Consider the following 16,418-nt stretch of genomic DNA (forward strand, 5'->3'; position numbering starts at 1 on the left):
GCACTTCCACCTTTCGCGACGCCACTGATTTCTAGCGGAAATCCACCGACTGCAGGTGGAACGTAATCGTTCCCCAGAACAGGCGGGCCTGAACCTGTACCGGCAGATGACGCGCATCGTCGGTGTACCAGATCCAGATGGAGCCGCGGTTTTTCACCACGCCTTCATCAGCGGTCGCTTGAACTTTGACGGTCTGAAAGGTGCCAGCGGGTGTCTTGATTTCTTCCTTAGCTTCAACTTTCATGCCGACCGTTACGGTGCGCATGGAGTCCGCGAGCGGGAAGCTCACTGTCTGCCCCACCACCAGCGGCTGCGACTGCGTATAGAACATCGCGCTCAAAGAGTCGGTCACGCACGCCGGAATGTTGGCTTCCTTGTGCGTCGCGGTGCCCTTTACGAGATTGCGCTCGTTCTGCGTCTGCTTGCCGTGGGGATAGTCGAAGGCCAGTTCGCTGGCGATCTTGCGACGGCCTTCCTGGATCTGTTTGTTGAAGCCGGTCGAGCAGCCCGTCCTGGGATCGAGACCGGCCTGGAAGCGATCGACGACAGGGAAGAGCATGTTGACCGCACCCGTGGAATCACCGGTCGCCGTGATCTTCAACATGCCGTTCTGCTGGTCCAGATGAAAGATAGCGGTGCCGGCCTGGAAGACGCGCCAGTCCACGCTGAAGGTCAACGTCTGGTGCGCGGGCCAGCTGAAGCCGGGCATCGGCGGCTGCAGGGTAGGAATGGGCTTCTGCGCGACCGGCGGCTTGGCGCCGAAGACCTGCGCCGACGCGGCGAGCGAACATCCGAAAAACAGGCAGAAGGTGGCCGCTCGAGCCAGCACGCGAAGATTCAACAGAGTCCTTCTCCCGTCGCGGAGGTATGGTTTAGAGACGCCCGCGGAGCAGCAGCATCCGCAGCACTAGCAGCGCGTAAATCGCCGCTGCGCCCATGGCAGCATTGTACTCGCGATGATGCAGGTACCGCTCCCGCGAGAAGGCGCCGGCACCGGTGTCCTGGCCTTCGAAACGGGCTGCGGTGAAGCGGGGCAGCAGACGTGGCACGCGGCGGGCATAGTCGTCGAAGCCCGCAAAGTGCTCGCGCAGAAAGGCTTCCTCCGACAGAATCGTCGGCAGGTAGATCATCAGAAACAGCCCGACCAGCAACGCCGCCAGCCACCAGCGACCAGCCGCGATCGCAATGCCGAAGGCGATGCCCATGCTACCAAGGTAAAGAGGATTGCGCGTGTAAGCGTAGGGGCCGGTGCGCGTGAGCTCGGCGTTCTTCTTCACATAACCTGCGGCGTATCCACGCAGCCAGAGTCCCGGCAGCACCAGCACCAGTCCGGCGGCGAGCAGCGGCCACGTAGGACGCGCGAAGATCAGGAAGAGCACGGCCGTGACAAAGCCCAGGGGCACGCGAATCCGTCGCGCGATCTTCTGCCATCCTGTCCGTTGCACTGCAGCCATCTGGCTATTGTCTCAAAGGATCGGCGATCCGGCTTGCCGCATCTGGGTTCACTGCAGTCATCACGTCTTCGACGCTGATGCTCGCGAGCCCCGCCTCGGTTTCGGCGGTGCGCTTGTACGTGGTTTGCGAAAGCGGTCTACGCAGCACGACGCTCGGCCCCGGCCCCCAGGGCCCATTGCGCTCCGGCGAAGTGGGGCCGAAGAGCGCTACCGTTGGCACGGCCAGCGTGGCGGCCAGGTGCATTGGCCCCGAGTCATTGCCCACGCACAGATCGACGCGTCGCATCAGCGCCACCAGCCCGGCCACGTTGCATACCACCATCCGCGCTGCGCCCTCGCTTGCTGCGATCACCTCGAGAGCATCGGGCGCGTCCTTCTTGGCGGCATTCACCACGACGTCGTAGCCGGCTTCGCGCAACTGCGTGGCGAGCGCACCGAACTTTGCGTTCGGCCAACTCTTCGCGCCCCAGCCGCCTCCGGCTGCAAGCAACGCCAGCGGACGTCGCAACACGGCCTCGCGTTCAGCCCATTCCTCGGCCCAGCCGATGCGCGGCAACGCCACGCCCTTCGCCAGCACTGACTCAAGCTCCACGCCCACGGCATCGCCCAGCAGCGACAGACCCTGATCCACCACATGCGTCCCACGCCGCACGCACTTGCGGCCATAGAGGTTTGCCGCAAACCCCTCGCGCGGATCGCTGTACCCAGCCAGCGTCTTTCCGCCAGCCAGTCGCCCGATCAGCGCCGAGCGCAGGGTTCCCTGCATGTCGACGACGAGGTCATACTGCCCGCGCAACTTGCGGAACGCCAGCAACGACGCCAGCGTCTCGCGCGAGAACGGCTTCTGCTTCCACTTGCGGATGGGCACCGCGAAGCTGCGGTCAACGACCGGGCCCGGCTCATCCCAGTTCGTCAGCAGCGGCTGCCATCGTTCATCGATGACCCAGTCGATGCGCGTCTCTGGCCTCATTCGCTTGAGCGCCGCAGCGGCAGGCAGCGCGTGGAGCACATCGCCCATCGCGCCCACGCGCACGATCAACACCTTCATCGCAGACGCTCCTTCAAGTCGTGCAATACCTGGGCCTCGTCCACGAACGAAACGCGCAACTTCGCCACCATCAGCGGACCAAACGCACTCAGCCGCTCGCGCATAGGCGCGGTCAGTTTCACCGCATCTTTTTCCGTCGTCACGAAGCCTGAAGCTCGCAGCTTCTCTGCGGTGGCGATGATCTCGTCCATGTTGCCGAGCGTGTAGGCGTGATGATCGGCAAACGCGATCGTGTCGATGATGCCGCAGCCTGCACTCAGCACGCTCTTTGCAAAGTCCACCGGGCGAGCGATCGCGCAGAAGCCGAGGGGGCGCAGTCCTGCGCCAAGAACTCGTAGCGGTCCATCGAAGTGCAGGTTACGACGAATGCTCCAGAGCTTCGCGTCGGTGCGCATGGCTCGACGCACTCTCGCTTCCACGAACTCACGCTCGTCTTCGCGCACCACGACGACGTCCGCACGTCGTAGCGCGGCCAGGGACTCGCGCAGATTGCCCGCTGGCAGCAGCGCATCGTCAAGATCTTCGCGCGTGAGGAGCACGGCATCGAGCGAACGCGCCAACCGCACATGCTGAAAGCCGTCGTCGAGCAAGTGAATCCGTCGCGCGTTCGTTTCGTTGAGCTCGGTGGCGTCCTCTGCGGCAAGTCCGGCGAGAAAGCGATCGCTGTTGACCCACACTGCTGCTCCGGTGGCCTGTGCCATCATCACAGGCTCGTCACCAAACCACTGCGCATCGACAGCGATATCGCCGCCGCGCTCCGCTGTCAGCAGCTTTACCTGCTCAACACCATCGCCGAGCCGTCGATAGCCGCGCGTCAGCACGTCGACCTCCCAGCCTTCCTGCTGCAGCAGGCGCGCGAGCGCAATCACCACAGGCGTCTTGCCCGCACCCCCTGCGGAGAGGCTGCCCACGCTGAGCACCGGCCAGAAAAGGCTGCGCTGTTGGCTCAGCTTCACCGCCTGCGACATGCGCGACAGGCCGGCATAGATCGGCACGAGCGGCCATGCCCAAGGACGCCGCGCGCTCATGCCTGCACCGCTTTCACGATCTCTGCGACAGCCCGCGCGGTCGCGCCCTGTTGCGACTCGAAGACCGCCCGCCCACGTTCACCCATGGCGCGTGTTTCGTCTGGGCGCGAGAGCATCTCGCGAATCATAGTGATCGCCGCGTGAGACAACGCACTGGGGACATCTTTGGGCGAGATTTGTCTGACTTCTATGTCGGTGGGTACGATGCGAATTGCGTTGGCCTCTTGCATCGCGTTGACGACTCCGCGGAAGTTTTCAAAGGACGGCCCCATGAGAACCGGCACGCCAAACTGCGCGGGCTCCAGTGGATTGTGTCCACCACGCTTTACCAGCGAGCCACCCACGAAAGCCAGATCCGCAACCGCGTACAGAGCCGCGAGATCCCCGATCGTGTCCAGCACTACGATTTGCGTGTTGTCGTCGAATGATCCGCCTTTGATCTCCGTCGCACGTAGCACAGGCTGGTGCTTTGCGATGTTGTAGGCCGCCTCAAAATTCTCAGGATGGCGAGGGGCCAGGACGAGCAGCGGTCTGTCGTCCACGGGAAACGAATTGATGGCTTCGACCATCGTTACATCTTCGGAAGGGTTCTCGCCGAGCGTGCTGCCTGCCACCAGGATGCGGCGACCATGTGCGAGCGCGAGTATTCGATCGGCGAGCGCTGAGTTCTTTGGCGGACGCACGTCGTACTTCAGGTTGCCAGCCGCCTTGGCGTTCGCTGCACCAAGCTCCTGCAGTCGTCGCGCGTCTTCCTCGCTCTGCGCGAGGAACACCGACACCTTCGCCAACACATGCTTCCAAAGCCAGCGCACCTTGAGCGCGCGTCTGTAAGAGCGATCACTTACGCGCGCATTCGCCACGATACGCGGTATACCACGGCGTTGTGCTTCGTGCAGCAGACGCGGCCAAAGCTCACTCTCCATCAGCACAAGAGCTGCGGGCTCCAGTGCGTTGAGATACGCCCGCACCGTCCACGCAAAATCAAGCGGCATGTAGAAGACGCGTTCGGCGCCAAAGCGTTCGCGTGCCAGCGCCTGTCCGGTTCGCGTCGTGGTGGAGATCACCACGCGCCAGCCATCGCCCAGCGCGGCCTCTAACTCGCTGACCAGACGCGTGGCTGCCAGCGTTTCGCCGACGCTCACCGCATGGACCCACACCACACGCCTGCCCGCCACGTAGCTTTGCAGCGCCCGCGGCACCGCTCCCAGGCGCTGCTGCAGGCCTTCGCGATAGCGTGCAGTCGTGGCCATGCGCAGCAGCCACCACGGCGCGCTCACAAGCAGCCCCACCGCCAGCAGCAAGCTGTAGACGAGCATCAACCTCGGCCTCGCACGCCGTAGACCTTCACCGGTTTTGCCTCGTCCATCACAGGGAGAGGATAATCAATCGTGATGCGTCTCCGCACTCTTTCGACGATTCTCGTGCTCGCCACCGCAACTTCGCTGGCCCACGCCGACAAGCCGCGCAAGCCCAAAGCTCCTCTGCCTGCGGCGCAATACGCCATGCACGACGAGCATAAGCAGGAGCACGTCACCATCGCGGCCGAGCCGGGGGACAACAAAGAGACGCGACCCGACACGCGGCTCGATTATCTCGGCCACCAGATGATGCCGATTCGCGTGATCGTCACCAACGACTCGGAGAAGCCCATCACGCTCTCCGATGCACGCATCGACTTCATCACCGGCGACAGCACGAAGGTGCTCGCGGCCACGCCTGATGACCTGAACCGCCGCTTCTTCGAGATGAAGCAGGCCGGGCCGAAGAAGATTCCGCTGCCCGGTCCGCTGCCTTCGATCACGTATCACAAGAAGCCGATCGACACGAAGATCCTCGCCGATGACGCGGACTTCGGCTTCAAGACCACCACCGTGAAGCCGCACGAAACCGTTGCCGGTTACCTCTTCTACGACATGCAGGGGCTCGACACGCCGGTGCTGAAAAACGCCACGCTGGAGCTGCGCAAGGTGCGTTGGGTGAGCGGTGAAAATCAGCAGGGCGACGCGCTCGACAGCTTCGAAATTCCACTGACAGGCACGAAGTAACGATGAGTTTGCAGATCCGCTGGGCAACGCCCGCTGACGTTCCCACGATCCTCGGTTTCATCCGCGAGCTCGCCGAGTATGAGCGTGAACCCGACGCTGTGCTCGCTACAGAAGCTGACCTGCTGCGCGACGGCTTTACCGAGCCGCGGCGCTTTCGCTGCTTCATTGCGCAGTTCGACGGCGCACCCGCAGGCTTTGCGCTCTTCTTCACCAGTTACTCGACGTGGCGCGGTCATCATGGCATTCGCCTCGAAGACCTCTACATAACGCCGTCGCTGCGAAGTCGCGGCATCGGGAAGGCGCTGCTCGCCTCTGTGGCGAAGATCGCCGTGGACGAAGGCTGCCCACGCCTGGAGTGGGACGTGCTCGCGTGGAATGAGCCTGCGATTCGCGTTTACGAACGCATCGGTGCGCACACGCAGACCGAGTGGCGCATCATGCGCATCGCGGACGAAAAGCTGCATGCGCTTGCCGGACAAGCGCCATCGGTCGCAGAAGCATAAACTTAAGAGCGATGAAGAAGATTCACGTTATCGGCGGCGGCCTCGCAGGCCCCGAAGCCGCATTGCAGGCGGCATCCTTCGGTTGCCAGGTTGTCCTCAGCGAGATGCGCCCCATCCGCTCCACCGAAGCGCACCTTACCAGCGACTTCGCGGAACTCGTCTGCTCCAACTCGCTGAAGAGCGAGAGCGAGAACTCTGCGCCCTGGCTGCTGAAGCAGGAGATGCGCCGCGCGAACTCGTTTCTGCTGAAGGCTGCCGATGAATCCAGCGTGCCCGCAGGCCATGCGCTTGCGGTGGACCGCGAAGTCTTCTCGGCGAAGGTTGCCGCCATGATCGAAGCGCACCCGAACATCGAAGTGCGCCGCGAAGAAGTCACCACGCTCATCGAAGTCGACGCGGACACGATCACGATCCTTGCCAGCGGGCCGCTGACTTCTTCGCCGCTCGCGAAGGAGTTGCAGCGCATCACCGGCGCGGACCACCTCGCGTTCTACGATTCCATCGCACCCATCGTGGACGCGAGCTCCATCGACATGGAGAAGGTTTACTTCGCTGCGCGCTGGGACAAGGGCACCGCCGATTACATCAACTGCCCGTTCACGAAGGAAGAGTACGAAGCCTTCATCGACGCGCTCGCGAACGCGGAGAAGATCGAGCACAAGTCGTGGGAGCAGATTCCCGACGTGGACGATGTCGCCGCGAAGGCTGCGGCGGAGAAGGTCAACTACTTTGAAGGCTGCCTGCCCATCGAAGAGATCGCGCGTCGCGGCAAGGACACGCTGCGCTTCGGCCCGATGAAGCCTGCGGGGCTCACGAACCCGCGCACTGGGCGTTGGCCGTATGCCGCTGTGCAGTTGCGACAGGAGAATCTGCGTGCCGACAGCTACAACCTCGTCGGCTTTCAGAACTCGCTGAAGTACGGCGAGCAGGCGCGCATTCTGCGCATGATCCCTGGCCTCGAGAATGCGAAGTTCCTGCGCTACGGCCAGATCCACCGCAACACGTATATTCACGCGCCTTCGTTGCTTACCGAGACGCTGCAGTTGCGTGAGCATCCGAACGTGATGATTGCGGGCCAGCTATCGGGTGTTGAAGGCTATACGGAGTCGATCGCTTCCGGTCTACTCGCTGGCCGTTATGCTGCTGCGCTCGCGCAGGGCAAGCAGCCCACGCCGGCCCCGCGACTCACGGCAAACGGCTCGCTCTCGCACTACATCACGCACGCCGACACCAAGCGCTTCCAACCCGCGAACATTACCTTCGATTTGCTGGTGCCGCTGGAGGAAGAACTGCGCAAGAAGATCCGCGATAAGAAAGAGCGTCACCGCATCCAGTGTGAGCGCGCGCTTGAAGCGTGGGACGCGTGGATGCAGAATTCATAGGCTCGTGGCGCGAGGCGTGATACTCTCCTCGCACCAAACCCATGAGAAGCCTCGGTCCTGTTGACGCTATTTCGCCCGCCTTGGAGCGCACGAAACTTGTGCTTTTTGCTCCATTTCGTTTCGGCCGCACCTGGAAAATTTCAGCCACCGCCTACGCGGCGATGCTTGGATTGATCTTCTTTCCGTGGCCGCTGGTGTACTTCCTCGCCTGGTCGCGCTTCCTCCCACATACCGCCGTCTTCACGATGAAGCCATTCCTCATGGGAGTGATGCTGGTCGCGCTCGTGCTCTTTACGTGGCTCTTCATGCTCTGCTCGAAGCTGCGCTTCGCGGTCTTCGGCATGGTGCTGGATCGTGAGCCGTTTGTGCGCAATGCTTGGCGTACCTATGGCGGCGCTGCGCTACCGTGGACCCTCTTCAAAATGGTCGTCGGCAGCATCGTTACGCTGCTTGTGGCGATCCCTTTCATGAAGATGATGGTAGCGATGATGCCGGTGATCGCGATGTCGCAGCCCAAGCCCGGACAACCGTTCAATCCTGAACAGTTCCATGCGTTGATGCTGGTGTACGCCTCATTCTTCGGGCTCTATCTCGGCTTCGGCGTCTTCATGTGGCTGCTCTCGCTGGTGGAGGATTTCGTTGCCCCCTCGATCATCCTCGAGCGGGTGACGCTTCGTGAGGGCTTCCGTCGCTTCTTCGCACTCGTCAGGCAGGAGCCCAGCCAGATGCTCGGGTACGCTCTGATGAAGCCGTTGCTGGCAGTGGCGTTCAGCTTCGCGGCGCTGATCGCGTTCTACATCGCTTTCATCATCGTGATGCTTGTGGTCGTCATCGTTGGCGCGCTGGTCGGCTTCCTACTGCATCTGCTGCACATCCCCGGATGGCTGTTAGTCGTACTCGCCGGCATCGTGCTGGTCCCGGTGTATCTCTTCGGGTGCTTCTACCTGATGTTCGTCCCGATGGGCGCGGTGAAGGTTTTCCTCGAAGCGTACTCGCAATACTTTCTCGGTGGCCGCTATCCGTTGCTTGGTGACGCGCTGGACCGCAGCACGCCACCGCCGGCCCTGCCGCACTACTACGCACCAGCCGCGTTTACGCCGCCACCGCCTCCGTTGGTGTGAGCGGTGCCATGAGAAACGGCGCGTGATCGACTCACGCGCCGTTTTCTTTTGTGCCTGAAGCTATTCCTTTTCTTTCTTCTTCTTGTTGCGCGCCTTCACCTTGAACCAGATGGGTGAGCCGATGAACTTGAACGCATCGCGCACTTCGTTGGCGAGGAAGCGTTCGTAGCTGAAGTGCAGCTTCACATCGCGATCGGTGAAGAGTACAAACGTCGGCGGAGCCACTGCGGCCTGCGTCATGTAGTAGATCTTCACGCGCTTGTTCATCGGGACGCTCGCGCGCTGGAAGTCGACGGAGTCGAGGAAGCGGTTCATGTTGCCGGTGGAAATGCGCTTGCGGCGTTCGCGTGCCACGAGTTGCGTCTTCTTGAAGACCTCTTCCACGTTCAGCTCTTCGAGCGCGGAGATGAAGATCAGCGGCGCGTAGTCGAGATACTTCAGCGCGTGGCGCACCTGTTCTTCATAGGCCTTGCGGTCAGCTGGCGGCTTGCCGTCATACAGCGTCAGCCCATCGGGTCCGACCTTCGTCACCGCATCCCACTTGTTCACCAGGATGATGACGCTGCGACCGCTCTCGTGCGCGTAGCCGCCGATGTTCGCGTCCAGCGCCGTTACACCCTCGGTCGCATCGATGATCAGCAGCGCTACGTCGGCATCTTCCAAATGCTTGCGGCTCATGATGACCGAAAGCTTTTCCGCCATCTCGGTCGTCTTGCCCTTGCGGCGAATACCTGCCGTGTCGATGAAGCGGAAGCTGTGTCCATCGCGTTCGACGACTTCGTCCACCGCATCGCGCGTGGTGCCTGCGATCGGCGAAACGATAGCGCGTTCGGTGCCCGTAAGCGCGTTCAGCAGCGTGGACTTGCCGACGTTCGGGCGGCCGATGATGGCAACCTTGGTCTCGCGAAGCACATGCTCGCCGTGCGATCGCAGCTTGCGCTCACGCGGCGCTTCTTCGTCGTCTTCGTCAGGCTCTTGCGCGCCGGGCAGCGACTGCGGACCGTAGGAGTCTTCATCAAACTCGTCGTCCTCGCCTTCCTGATTCTCTTCCGGCTCTTCGGCGACAAACTCCGGCGGCAACGCAGCCCACACGGCATCGAGCAGATCGCCGATGTTGGAGTTGTGTTCGGCCGAGATCGGCATCACTTCCTTGAAGCCGAGCGTACGGAAGTTCTCCGCACCTGCTTCGAGCTGCGCGGTGTCCATCTTGTTCACCGCAAGGAAGAGCGGCTTGCCGCCGCGCTGCAATAGTCGCGCAAGCTCGATGTCCGGCGACGTGATCTCGGTGCGGCCGTCGATCACCATGATGATCGCGTCGGCTTCTTCCAGACCCACCTTCGCCTGGCGGAAAATCTCGCTCGGAATCAGCGCTTCGTCGTCAGGCACAACGCCGCCGGTGTCCACTAGGCGGACGTTGCGGCCAGCCCACTCGACCTCGCCGTAGATGCGGTCGCGCGTGATGCCGGGCTCATCGCCCACGATGGAGCGGCGCGTGCCGGTCAGGCGATTGAAGAGCGTCGACTTGCCCACGTTCGGGCGTCCGCAGATCGCCACAAGCGGCAGGCGGTCCGGCGTGCGGCCGGCGTTCGCAGCCAGCGCGATCTCGTCGGCGACCTTCTCAAGCTCACGCTGCTCGCGCTCTGCGTGCGAGGAGCCTGCGCCGCCGAGGCGGAACTTCTTCGGACGACCGACAATGTAGCGGTCTTCCTCGTTCTGCTGCAGCGTCACCTTGTGTTCGAACTCAGGCGATTTCTTCGGTGTGCGGGCTGCGGCCTTCTTCGCCGTGCTCTTCGCGGAAATTTCTTTACGCTTCTTCGGCGCAACGCCGGCTATCTGCGCGCCAGTGCGCGGAGCCTTGCCTTGCTTGGGTCGTGTTGTCGCGGAGCGGTGTTTCTTGCCCAGTCGCTTCTTCTGTTCGCGCTTCGGTGCCATAAATCCTCGTCTCTTTTATGGTCGCACGGATGTCGAGGCGAAGAAACGGCGACTATCATAGGAACTGGATGCCTCTGGTCAATCACATCGAAAAGCTGCACGAGCAACGCGCCTCGGATGCGCCATTGCCGTCGCTCTACGAATTCTTCCGCCAGGGCGGCATCCTCGCGCAATCGTCGCTGAACTACGAGCAGCGTCCGGGGCAGTACCAGATGGCCCAGACCATCGAGCAATGCTTCGCCGACAAGCGCCACGCCATCGTGGAGGCAGGCACCGGAACCGGAAAAACGCTGGCATATTTGCTGCCTGCGTTACGTCGCGCGCGCGAGCATAAGCAGCGCATCATCATCTCCACCGGCACCAAAAACCTGCAGGAGCAGCTCTTTTTCAAGGACATTCCGTTCCTCGAATCGCTGCTCGGACCGCTGCGCGTTTGCTACATGAAGGGCCGCGCGAACTACCTCTGCAAGCAGAAGCTCTATGCGCTGCGCGACAATCCCCTGCTGAGCGGGCTCGAAGAAATCGAGCAGTTTCATAACATCGCGCGCTGGGAACGCACCACCGAAACCGGCGACCGAGCCGAGGTGGAGGGCCTGCCCGAGCATTCGCCGCTGTGGCACAAACTCGACGCGCGCAGCGAAGTCTGTCTCGGCCAGACCTGCCCGAACTGGGAGCAATGCTTCATCACGACGATGCGACGCAAGGCGCTTGAAAGCGATCTGGTCATCGTCAATCACCATCTTTTCTTCGCGGATCTGTCCATCAAGATGCAGGCCGCGGACGCGCCTGATGCGGGCATTCTGCCGGAGGCCGCAGCGGTGGTCTTCGACGAAGCGCATGAGCTGGAAGATGTCGCCTCGCAGTACTTCGGCGTGGCGCTGACAAACTCGCGCTTCGACGAACTCGCGCGCGACACCGAAGGTTTGCTGCGAGCGAAGGGCGTGAGCAGCTCCGCGCTGGAGAACGCAACGGCCAACGTGCGTGATCGTGCGCGCATGTTCTTCGGCGCGCTGCCGGTGGGGCCATCCCATCTCGGGCGCCTGGAGTTCACCGACCGCAGCGACTTCCTTGAGCACTCCGGCGATGCGTACCTCGGCGCTTCAAACGCCTTGCTGCGGCTTGAGGGCGAGCTTGAGCGGCTCCGTGAGGTAGAAGAAGCTTCGGGCCTGCGTCGACGCACGGCGGATATTCGCCACCATCTTAAGTTCCTGCTCGAAGGCGACACGCAGAACAACGTTTACTGGATCGAACGTCGTGCGAGCTCGAACCTTCGCAACGCAGCGCGTAATCAGCCGCGCGGCGTGCTGCAGGTGAACGATCCGCTACTCGCGAACGGACAGATCGCAGCGCAGGCTTCGGCGAACATCGCCGCGCGTGTGGCAGAGGCGCAGCTGTTCACCAGCTTCACCACGCACCTGCAGGCCACGCCGATCGACGTCTCCACGCTGCTGCAGCAGACGCTCTTTGAGCGCTACCCGACGGTCGTACTTACGTCCGCGACGATGACTGTGGCCGATTCCACCGGCCAACCTAGCTTCGAGCATCTGAAGAAGCGCCTCGGCATTCCGTTCCCGAAGGAACTCGTCGTCGCCTCGCACTTCGACTACGCGAAGCAGGCGCTGCTTTACCTGCCGCCGACGATGCCTGAGCCGCGCCACCCGGACTTCGTCGCGCAGGCCACCGAGAAGATTCGCCGCGTACTCGAGATCTCGCAGGGCCGCGCGTTCTGCCTCTTCACCAGCTATGCGCAGATGCGTGAGCTGCACGACCGCCTGCTGAGCGAGGTGCCGTATCCGCTGCTGATGCAGGGAACTGCGCCGCGCCATGCGTTGCTGCAGCAGTTCCGCGAGACGCCGAACGCTGTGCTCTTCGGCACGTCGTCGTTCTGGCAGGGCATCGATGTGCAGGGCGAGCAGTTGAGCTGCGTCATCATCGACAAACTGCCCTTCGCCGTACCGTCGGACCCCATCCTGAAAGCGCGCACCGACGCCATCACCGCTGCCGGTGGCAATGCGTTCGCGGAACTGCAGATACCGCAGGCGGTCATCGCACTCAAGCAGGGCTTCGGCCGCCTCATCCGTTCGCTCACTGACCGCGGCGTGCTCATGCTGCTGGACCCGCGCATCCGCACCACGCGCTACGGCAGCATCTTTCTGGACTCGCTGCCGGCCTACCAGCGCACGAACGATATTCGCGATGTAGAGCTCTTCTTCGAAGGGCCGCCCGCGTCCAAGCGCGTAAACTAGAACGAGCGATGGGACGCAATCTTTACATCCTGGCTGCAACGCTCGGCGTGCTTGCATTGGTTTGCGGCGGGCTGTCGTTGGTGCACGTCGCGCAGGGCCCCGGTTCTCCCGGCGATGCCGCGCTGTGGCGCACTACGGGCATCGTTCTCTTCCTCATCGCGATGGTGGTTGGCCTTGGCGGCACGCTCTCTGCGTTGTTTGAACAAGCCGAGCGTCGCCATGAACAGCAACGCGAAGCCGAACGTCGTGCGCGCCGCGAAGGCGCTCGCTAAGGTCACGAAAAAACACCATGTACGAAGTCACCGTCGAAGCTCACTTCTCGTCCGGCCACTACTTGCGCAACTACTACGGCAAGTGCGAGAACCCGCATGGCCACAACTATCGCGTGCTCGTCACGCTGGCGGGTGAAGAGCTCGACGAGACCGGCCTGCTGCTCGACTTCAAGCTGCTCAAGCAGGTGCTTCGCCCCACGGTCGATTACCTCGATCACCAGATGATCAACGATCTGGAGCCGTTCACTACGCTCAATCCTTCGGCGGAAAATCTCGCGCGCTACTTCTTCGACAAGGTGGCCGATGAGGTGCTCCGCGTCAGCGAAGGTCGTGTGCGTGTGAAGGACTGCACGGTCTTCGAGACGAACACCAGCTACGCGCGTTACTCGGCGTAAGAGCGTGTCGCGCGAGGCGATGGCCTGAAGAGCTTCGTGCGCAGCCATACGCTGCCTTCCAGCACGAGCAGTACAGCGACTCCCAACGGATGCATCACCGCAGACCACCACGGCTGCTTGAAGCGGTACGCCGCCCAGAGCCGTGGCACCAGCGCGCAGATGATCGCGATCGCCATCAACAGGCCGCCAAAGAACATCGTGTCGATGTCGAGGTTCTTCGAGCCGTGCAGCAGATCGCTGAAGTCGACGATCGCCGCATAGAGAAGCCAGCCCAGCACGACAGCAGGCGCCAGCTGTGCGAGCTTCAGCAGCGTCGTCACCCAGAACGGCTTGCCCGACATCTCGAAGGTGTCGGCGATGCGTCGGCTCAGGCTGGCCCACGTGGCCCCCGGCGAACGCCGCAGATGCACGCTTGCCAGCTTCGTGAGGTCGACGACGTCGGTGAAGTAACCATGCTCGCGGAAGACGCGAGCGAGCAGCACACCATCGTCGGCGACACCGCGAATCGCCGCGTGGCCACCGCTGGCGAAGTACGCACCACGCTCCACCAGCATCAGCTTGCTCGAGGCCACGCTGTAGCGCTCGTCGGTGGACTCCTGCATCTTGCGCAGCGGCATGTAGGTCAGCAGGAAGAACTGCATCAGCGGTAGCAGCAGCGCGTCGAGAAAGCCCTCATACTCGGTGCGGAGAAAGCCTGAAAGCAGCGAAACGTCCCAGCGTCGCAGCGCCGCAACAGCGCGCGCGATCGCCCAAGGATGCACGCGCACATCGGCGTCCAGGAACAGCAGTAACGGCGCATGAATCGCTTCGCGGGCGAGCTTCCAGCAAGCGTGTTGCTTGCCTTTCCAGCCGCGAATCATCTCGGGGGAGTGGAGCAGGTGCACGCGCTCGTCGGCCTCGCTCATAGCGCGGACGATATGTGTCGTCGCGTCGCTCGAGCCGTCATCGCACACCCAGACTTCCACGGCAACATCTTCGCTGGCGAGCACCGCTTCCACGCATGACTTGATGTTGCGCGCCTCGTTGCGCGCCGGGATCAGCACCGCGACGTACTCGTTCTCCACGTAGCCAAAACGTGGCGACACATACCGCCGCAGGTTGATGATGAACATCGCCGCGGGCACGGCCGCACACAGTGCCATCAGACCCAGCAACAACAGGGCAATCATGTTGTCACCTCCGTGTGGGGTTGGCGGCAGACGTGCATGGCATCATCTTCGCACTCAGCAGGGCGAAGAGCGGAGAAGAAATTTTCCTCGGAAACAGCGTCGGCAACAGGCGTTAGAGCGTGCGTTCGCGCTCCACAAGCTGCTTCCACACCACTTCGGCCTGCGCGCGCAACGCTTCCACGGTGCTGTCGTTGTGAATCACCAGGCACTCGTGTTCGTGTTCGGCATTGGCCTTCTGCTGCGCCAGACGTGCGCGGCCATCGGCCTCGAACGCCGCACGCTCGTCGGCGGAAAGCTCACGTCCGCCGCTGGCACGCGTGACGAAACGGGCGATCTTCACCTCGGTGGGAGCGGTCACCATCACCACCGCATCGAAGCGGTCCTGCCAGCGTTCGCCGGCGCCGGACTTCGCCGAGAAGATCAGCGCAGACTCCACCACCGCGATGGCATGGGGCTTCTCCGCGCGCAGTTGTGCGACGCGCTTGGCCTGCTCGGCCAGCACCGCAGGATGCACCAGCGCGTTCAGCTCCTCGATGCGCGGGTTCTTCGCGTCGAAGGCGATCGCTGCCAGCGTGCGGCGATCCAGTCGGCCGTCGGCGGTCACAATCTCTTTGCCAAAGCGCGCCACGATCTCGTCAAAGACCGCGTGGCCCGGCTCCATCACGGCGCGGCCCATCTCATCGCTGGCGAAGAGGTGCGCGCCGTGTTCACGAAAAACCTCGGCTACGGTCGATTTGCCGCTGCCGAGGTCGCCTGTGAGTCCTACTCGAAGCATTCGTTTACTTTCCGCGCCGCATACGTGCGGCCTTCACGGTGTTGGACATCAGCATCGCGATCGTCAGCGCGCCAACGCCGCCCGGGACCGGCGTATACGCGCCGCTCTTGAGGAACGCTGCAGGCTCAATGTCGCCGATCACCGTCGAGTTGCGCTTGGCAAAACCTTCCAGGCGCGTCTCGCGGTCAGGGTGTCCTTCAGGGAAGAATTGGTGCACTTCGGCATCGTCTGTCAGACGGTTGATGCCAACGTCGATCAGCGTCGCACCGGGCTTCACCATGTCTGCGGTAACGAAACCGGGGCGGCCAATCGCTGCGACCAGAATGTCCGCTTCGCGCGTGAACTTTGCGAGGTCCTTCGTACGCGAGTGGCACACGGTGACCGTGGCGCTTGCGTTGATCAGCATCGCCGCCGCAGGCTTGCCCACGATGTTCGAGCGGCCAACGACGACCGCGTTCGCACCCGCAACGGGGATGCCGCTACGCTGCAGCACTTCCATGATGCCGGCGGGCGTGCACGGTGCCAGCAGGTCCTTCGGGTCGGTGCCGTTCATCAAGCGGCCCGCGTTCAGCGGATGAAAACCGTCGACGTCCTTTGACGCATGAACCGCGTCGAGCAGGCGCTGCGTGTCCACGTGCTTCGGCAAAGGAAGCTGAATGAGGATGCCGTCGATCTCAGGGCGCGCGTTCAGCTCTTCGACGAGCTTCAGCAGTTCCTCGGTCGTCACGCTCTCATCGGGCGTGTGCATCTCGGAGTAGATACCGAGCTCAGCGCAGGTCTTCACCTTGCTGCGCACGTAGATCTGCGAAGCAGCTACATTGCCGACAAGCACTACGGCCAGGCCCGGCGTATAGCCAGCAGCGACGGCGCGCTTTACTTCTTCGGCCACTTCGGCCTTGATTTCAGCGGCGATCTTTACGCCGTCCAACACGCGAGGCGAAGCCTTCGCATTCACATCAGCCACGGGCAGGGAAGCAGTCTCACTCATGCTTCTAGGGTATCCCAGCCGATGGTGGTCTTTGCGCAGGGCAAAACATTCTGCGCGGGC

16 protein-coding genes are annotated in these 16,418 nt (G+C 62.6%); 7 read left to right on the plus strand and 9 right to left on the minus strand.

Features of this window, described 5'->3' with window-relative positions; all coding sequences use genetic code 11:
• Positions 1-31: 31 nt before the first annotated feature.
• The 5 genes from OHL11_RS04660 to OHL11_RS04680 are packed head-to-tail and all read right to left on the minus strand — an operon-like array spanning position 32 to position 4,846.
• Positions 32-841: a DUF3108 domain-containing protein gene (locus OHL11_RS04660; protein WP_263370307.1), complete on the minus strand. Its 810-nt coding sequence runs from the start codon at positions 839-841 to the stop codon at positions 32-34.
• 31 nt (positions 842-872) lie between these two features.
• Positions 873-1,454: a methyltransferase family protein gene (locus OHL11_RS04665; protein WP_263370308.1), complete on the minus strand. Its 582-nt coding sequence runs from the start codon at positions 1,452-1,454 to the stop codon at positions 873-875.
• Positions 1,455-1,458: 4 nt separating this feature from the next.
• The gene (locus OHL11_RS04670) at positions 1,459-2,502 is read right to left on the minus strand and encodes a glycosyltransferase family 9 protein (RefSeq protein ID WP_263370309.1); all 1,044 of its coding nucleotides are present in this window, start codon (positions 2,500-2,502) and stop codon (positions 1,459-1,461) included.
• Complete coding sequence (gene lpxK, locus OHL11_RS04675; RefSeq protein ID WP_263370310.1) at positions 2,499-3,530, minus strand: tetraacyldisaccharide 4'-kinase; 1,032 nt, start codon at positions 3,528-3,530, stop codon at positions 2,499-2,501. Before lpxK ends, OHL11_RS04670 begins: the two co-directional genes overlap by 4 nt.
• Positions 3,527-4,846, minus strand: coding sequence for a 3-deoxy-D-manno-octulosonic acid transferase (locus OHL11_RS04680; protein WP_263370311.1), 1,320 nt, complete (start codon positions 4,844-4,846; stop codon positions 3,527-3,529). Before OHL11_RS04680 ends, lpxK begins: the two co-directional genes overlap by 4 nt.
• Before the next feature lie 75 nt (positions 4,847-4,921).
• Between OHL11_RS04680 and OHL11_RS04685 the strand changes: the two genes are divergently transcribed.
• From OHL11_RS04685 to OHL11_RS04700, 4 genes are read left to right on the plus strand one after another with little or no spacing between them, the layout of a single operon-like run.
• Positions 4,922-5,575, plus strand: coding sequence for a hypothetical protein (locus OHL11_RS04685; protein WP_263370312.1), 654 nt, complete (start codon positions 4,922-4,924; stop codon positions 5,573-5,575).
• 2 nt (positions 5,576-5,577) lie between these two features.
• Positions 5,578-6,078: a GNAT family N-acetyltransferase gene (locus OHL11_RS04690; RefSeq protein ID WP_263370313.1), complete on the plus strand. Its 501-nt coding sequence runs from the start codon at positions 5,578-5,580 to the stop codon at positions 6,076-6,078.
• Between the two features lie 11 nt (positions 6,079-6,089).
• The gene (gene trmFO / locus OHL11_RS04695; protein ID WP_263370314.1) at positions 6,090-7,460 is read left to right on the plus strand and encodes a methylenetetrahydrofolate--tRNA-(uracil(54)-C(5))-methyltransferase (FADH(2)-oxidizing) TrmFO; all 1,371 of its coding nucleotides are present in this window, start codon (positions 6,090-6,092) and stop codon (positions 7,458-7,460) included.
• Positions 7,461-7,501: 41 nt separating this feature from the next.
• Positions 7,502-8,581: a DUF7544 domain-containing protein gene (locus OHL11_RS04700; RefSeq protein ID WP_449555724.1), complete on the plus strand. Its 1,080-nt coding sequence runs from the start codon at positions 7,502-7,504 to the stop codon at positions 8,579-8,581.
• Positions 8,582-8,641: 60 nt separating this feature from the next.
• Here OHL11_RS04700 and der read toward each other — a convergent pair whose 3' ends face one another.
• Positions 8,642-10,513, minus strand: a complete 1,872-nt coding sequence (der, locus tag OHL11_RS04705; protein ID WP_263370316.1) for a ribosome biogenesis GTPase Der — start codon at positions 10,511-10,513, stop codon at positions 8,642-8,644.
• A gap of 68 nt (positions 10,514-10,581) precedes the next feature.
• Between der and OHL11_RS04710 the strand changes: the two genes are divergently transcribed.
• The 3 genes from OHL11_RS04710 to queD are packed head-to-tail and all read left to right on the plus strand — an operon-like array spanning position 10,582 to position 13,426.
• Positions 10,582-12,759: an ATP-dependent DNA helicase gene (locus OHL11_RS04710; protein WP_263370317.1), complete on the plus strand. Its 2,178-nt coding sequence runs from the start codon at positions 10,582-10,584 to the stop codon at positions 12,757-12,759.
• Positions 12,760-12,767: 8 nt separating this feature from the next.
• Positions 12,768-13,031, plus strand: coding sequence for a hypothetical protein (locus tag OHL11_RS04715; RefSeq protein WP_263370318.1), 264 nt, complete (start codon positions 12,768-12,770; stop codon positions 13,029-13,031).
• Positions 13,032-13,048: 17 nt separating this feature from the next.
• Positions 13,049-13,426 carry a 6-carboxytetrahydropterin synthase QueD gene (gene queD / locus OHL11_RS04720; protein ID WP_263370319.1) on the plus strand — a complete coding sequence of 126 codons (378 nt, stop codon included), beginning with the start codon at positions 13,049-13,051 and terminating at the stop codon, positions 13,424-13,426.
• Here the strand turns inward: queD and OHL11_RS04725 are convergent.
• The 3 genes from OHL11_RS04725 to OHL11_RS04735 form a co-directional block, all read right to left on the minus strand.
• Positions 13,414-14,595, minus strand: a complete 1,182-nt coding sequence (locus OHL11_RS04725; RefSeq protein WP_263370320.1) for a glycosyltransferase family 2 protein — start codon at positions 14,593-14,595, stop codon at positions 13,414-13,416. The genes queD and OHL11_RS04725 overlap by 13 nt on opposite strands.
• A 112-nt stretch (positions 14,596-14,707) precedes the next feature.
• Positions 14,708-15,370: a dephospho-CoA kinase gene (coaE, locus tag OHL11_RS04730; RefSeq protein ID WP_263370321.1), complete on the minus strand. Its 663-nt coding sequence runs from the start codon at positions 15,368-15,370 to the stop codon at positions 14,708-14,710.
• A gap of 4 nt (positions 15,371-15,374) precedes the next feature.
• The gene (locus OHL11_RS04735; protein ID WP_263370322.1) at positions 15,375-16,358 is read right to left on the minus strand and encodes a bifunctional 5,10-methylenetetrahydrofolate dehydrogenase/5,10-methenyltetrahydrofolate cyclohydrolase; all 984 of its coding nucleotides are present in this window, start codon (positions 16,356-16,358) and stop codon (positions 15,375-15,377) included.
• Positions 16,359-16,418 lie beyond the last annotated feature (60 nt).

The sequence above is a fragment of the Granulicella cerasi genome (assembly GCF_025685575.1).
GTDB classification, from domain to species: domain Bacteria; phylum Acidobacteriota; class Terriglobia; order Terriglobales; family Acidobacteriaceae; genus Granulicella; species Granulicella cerasi.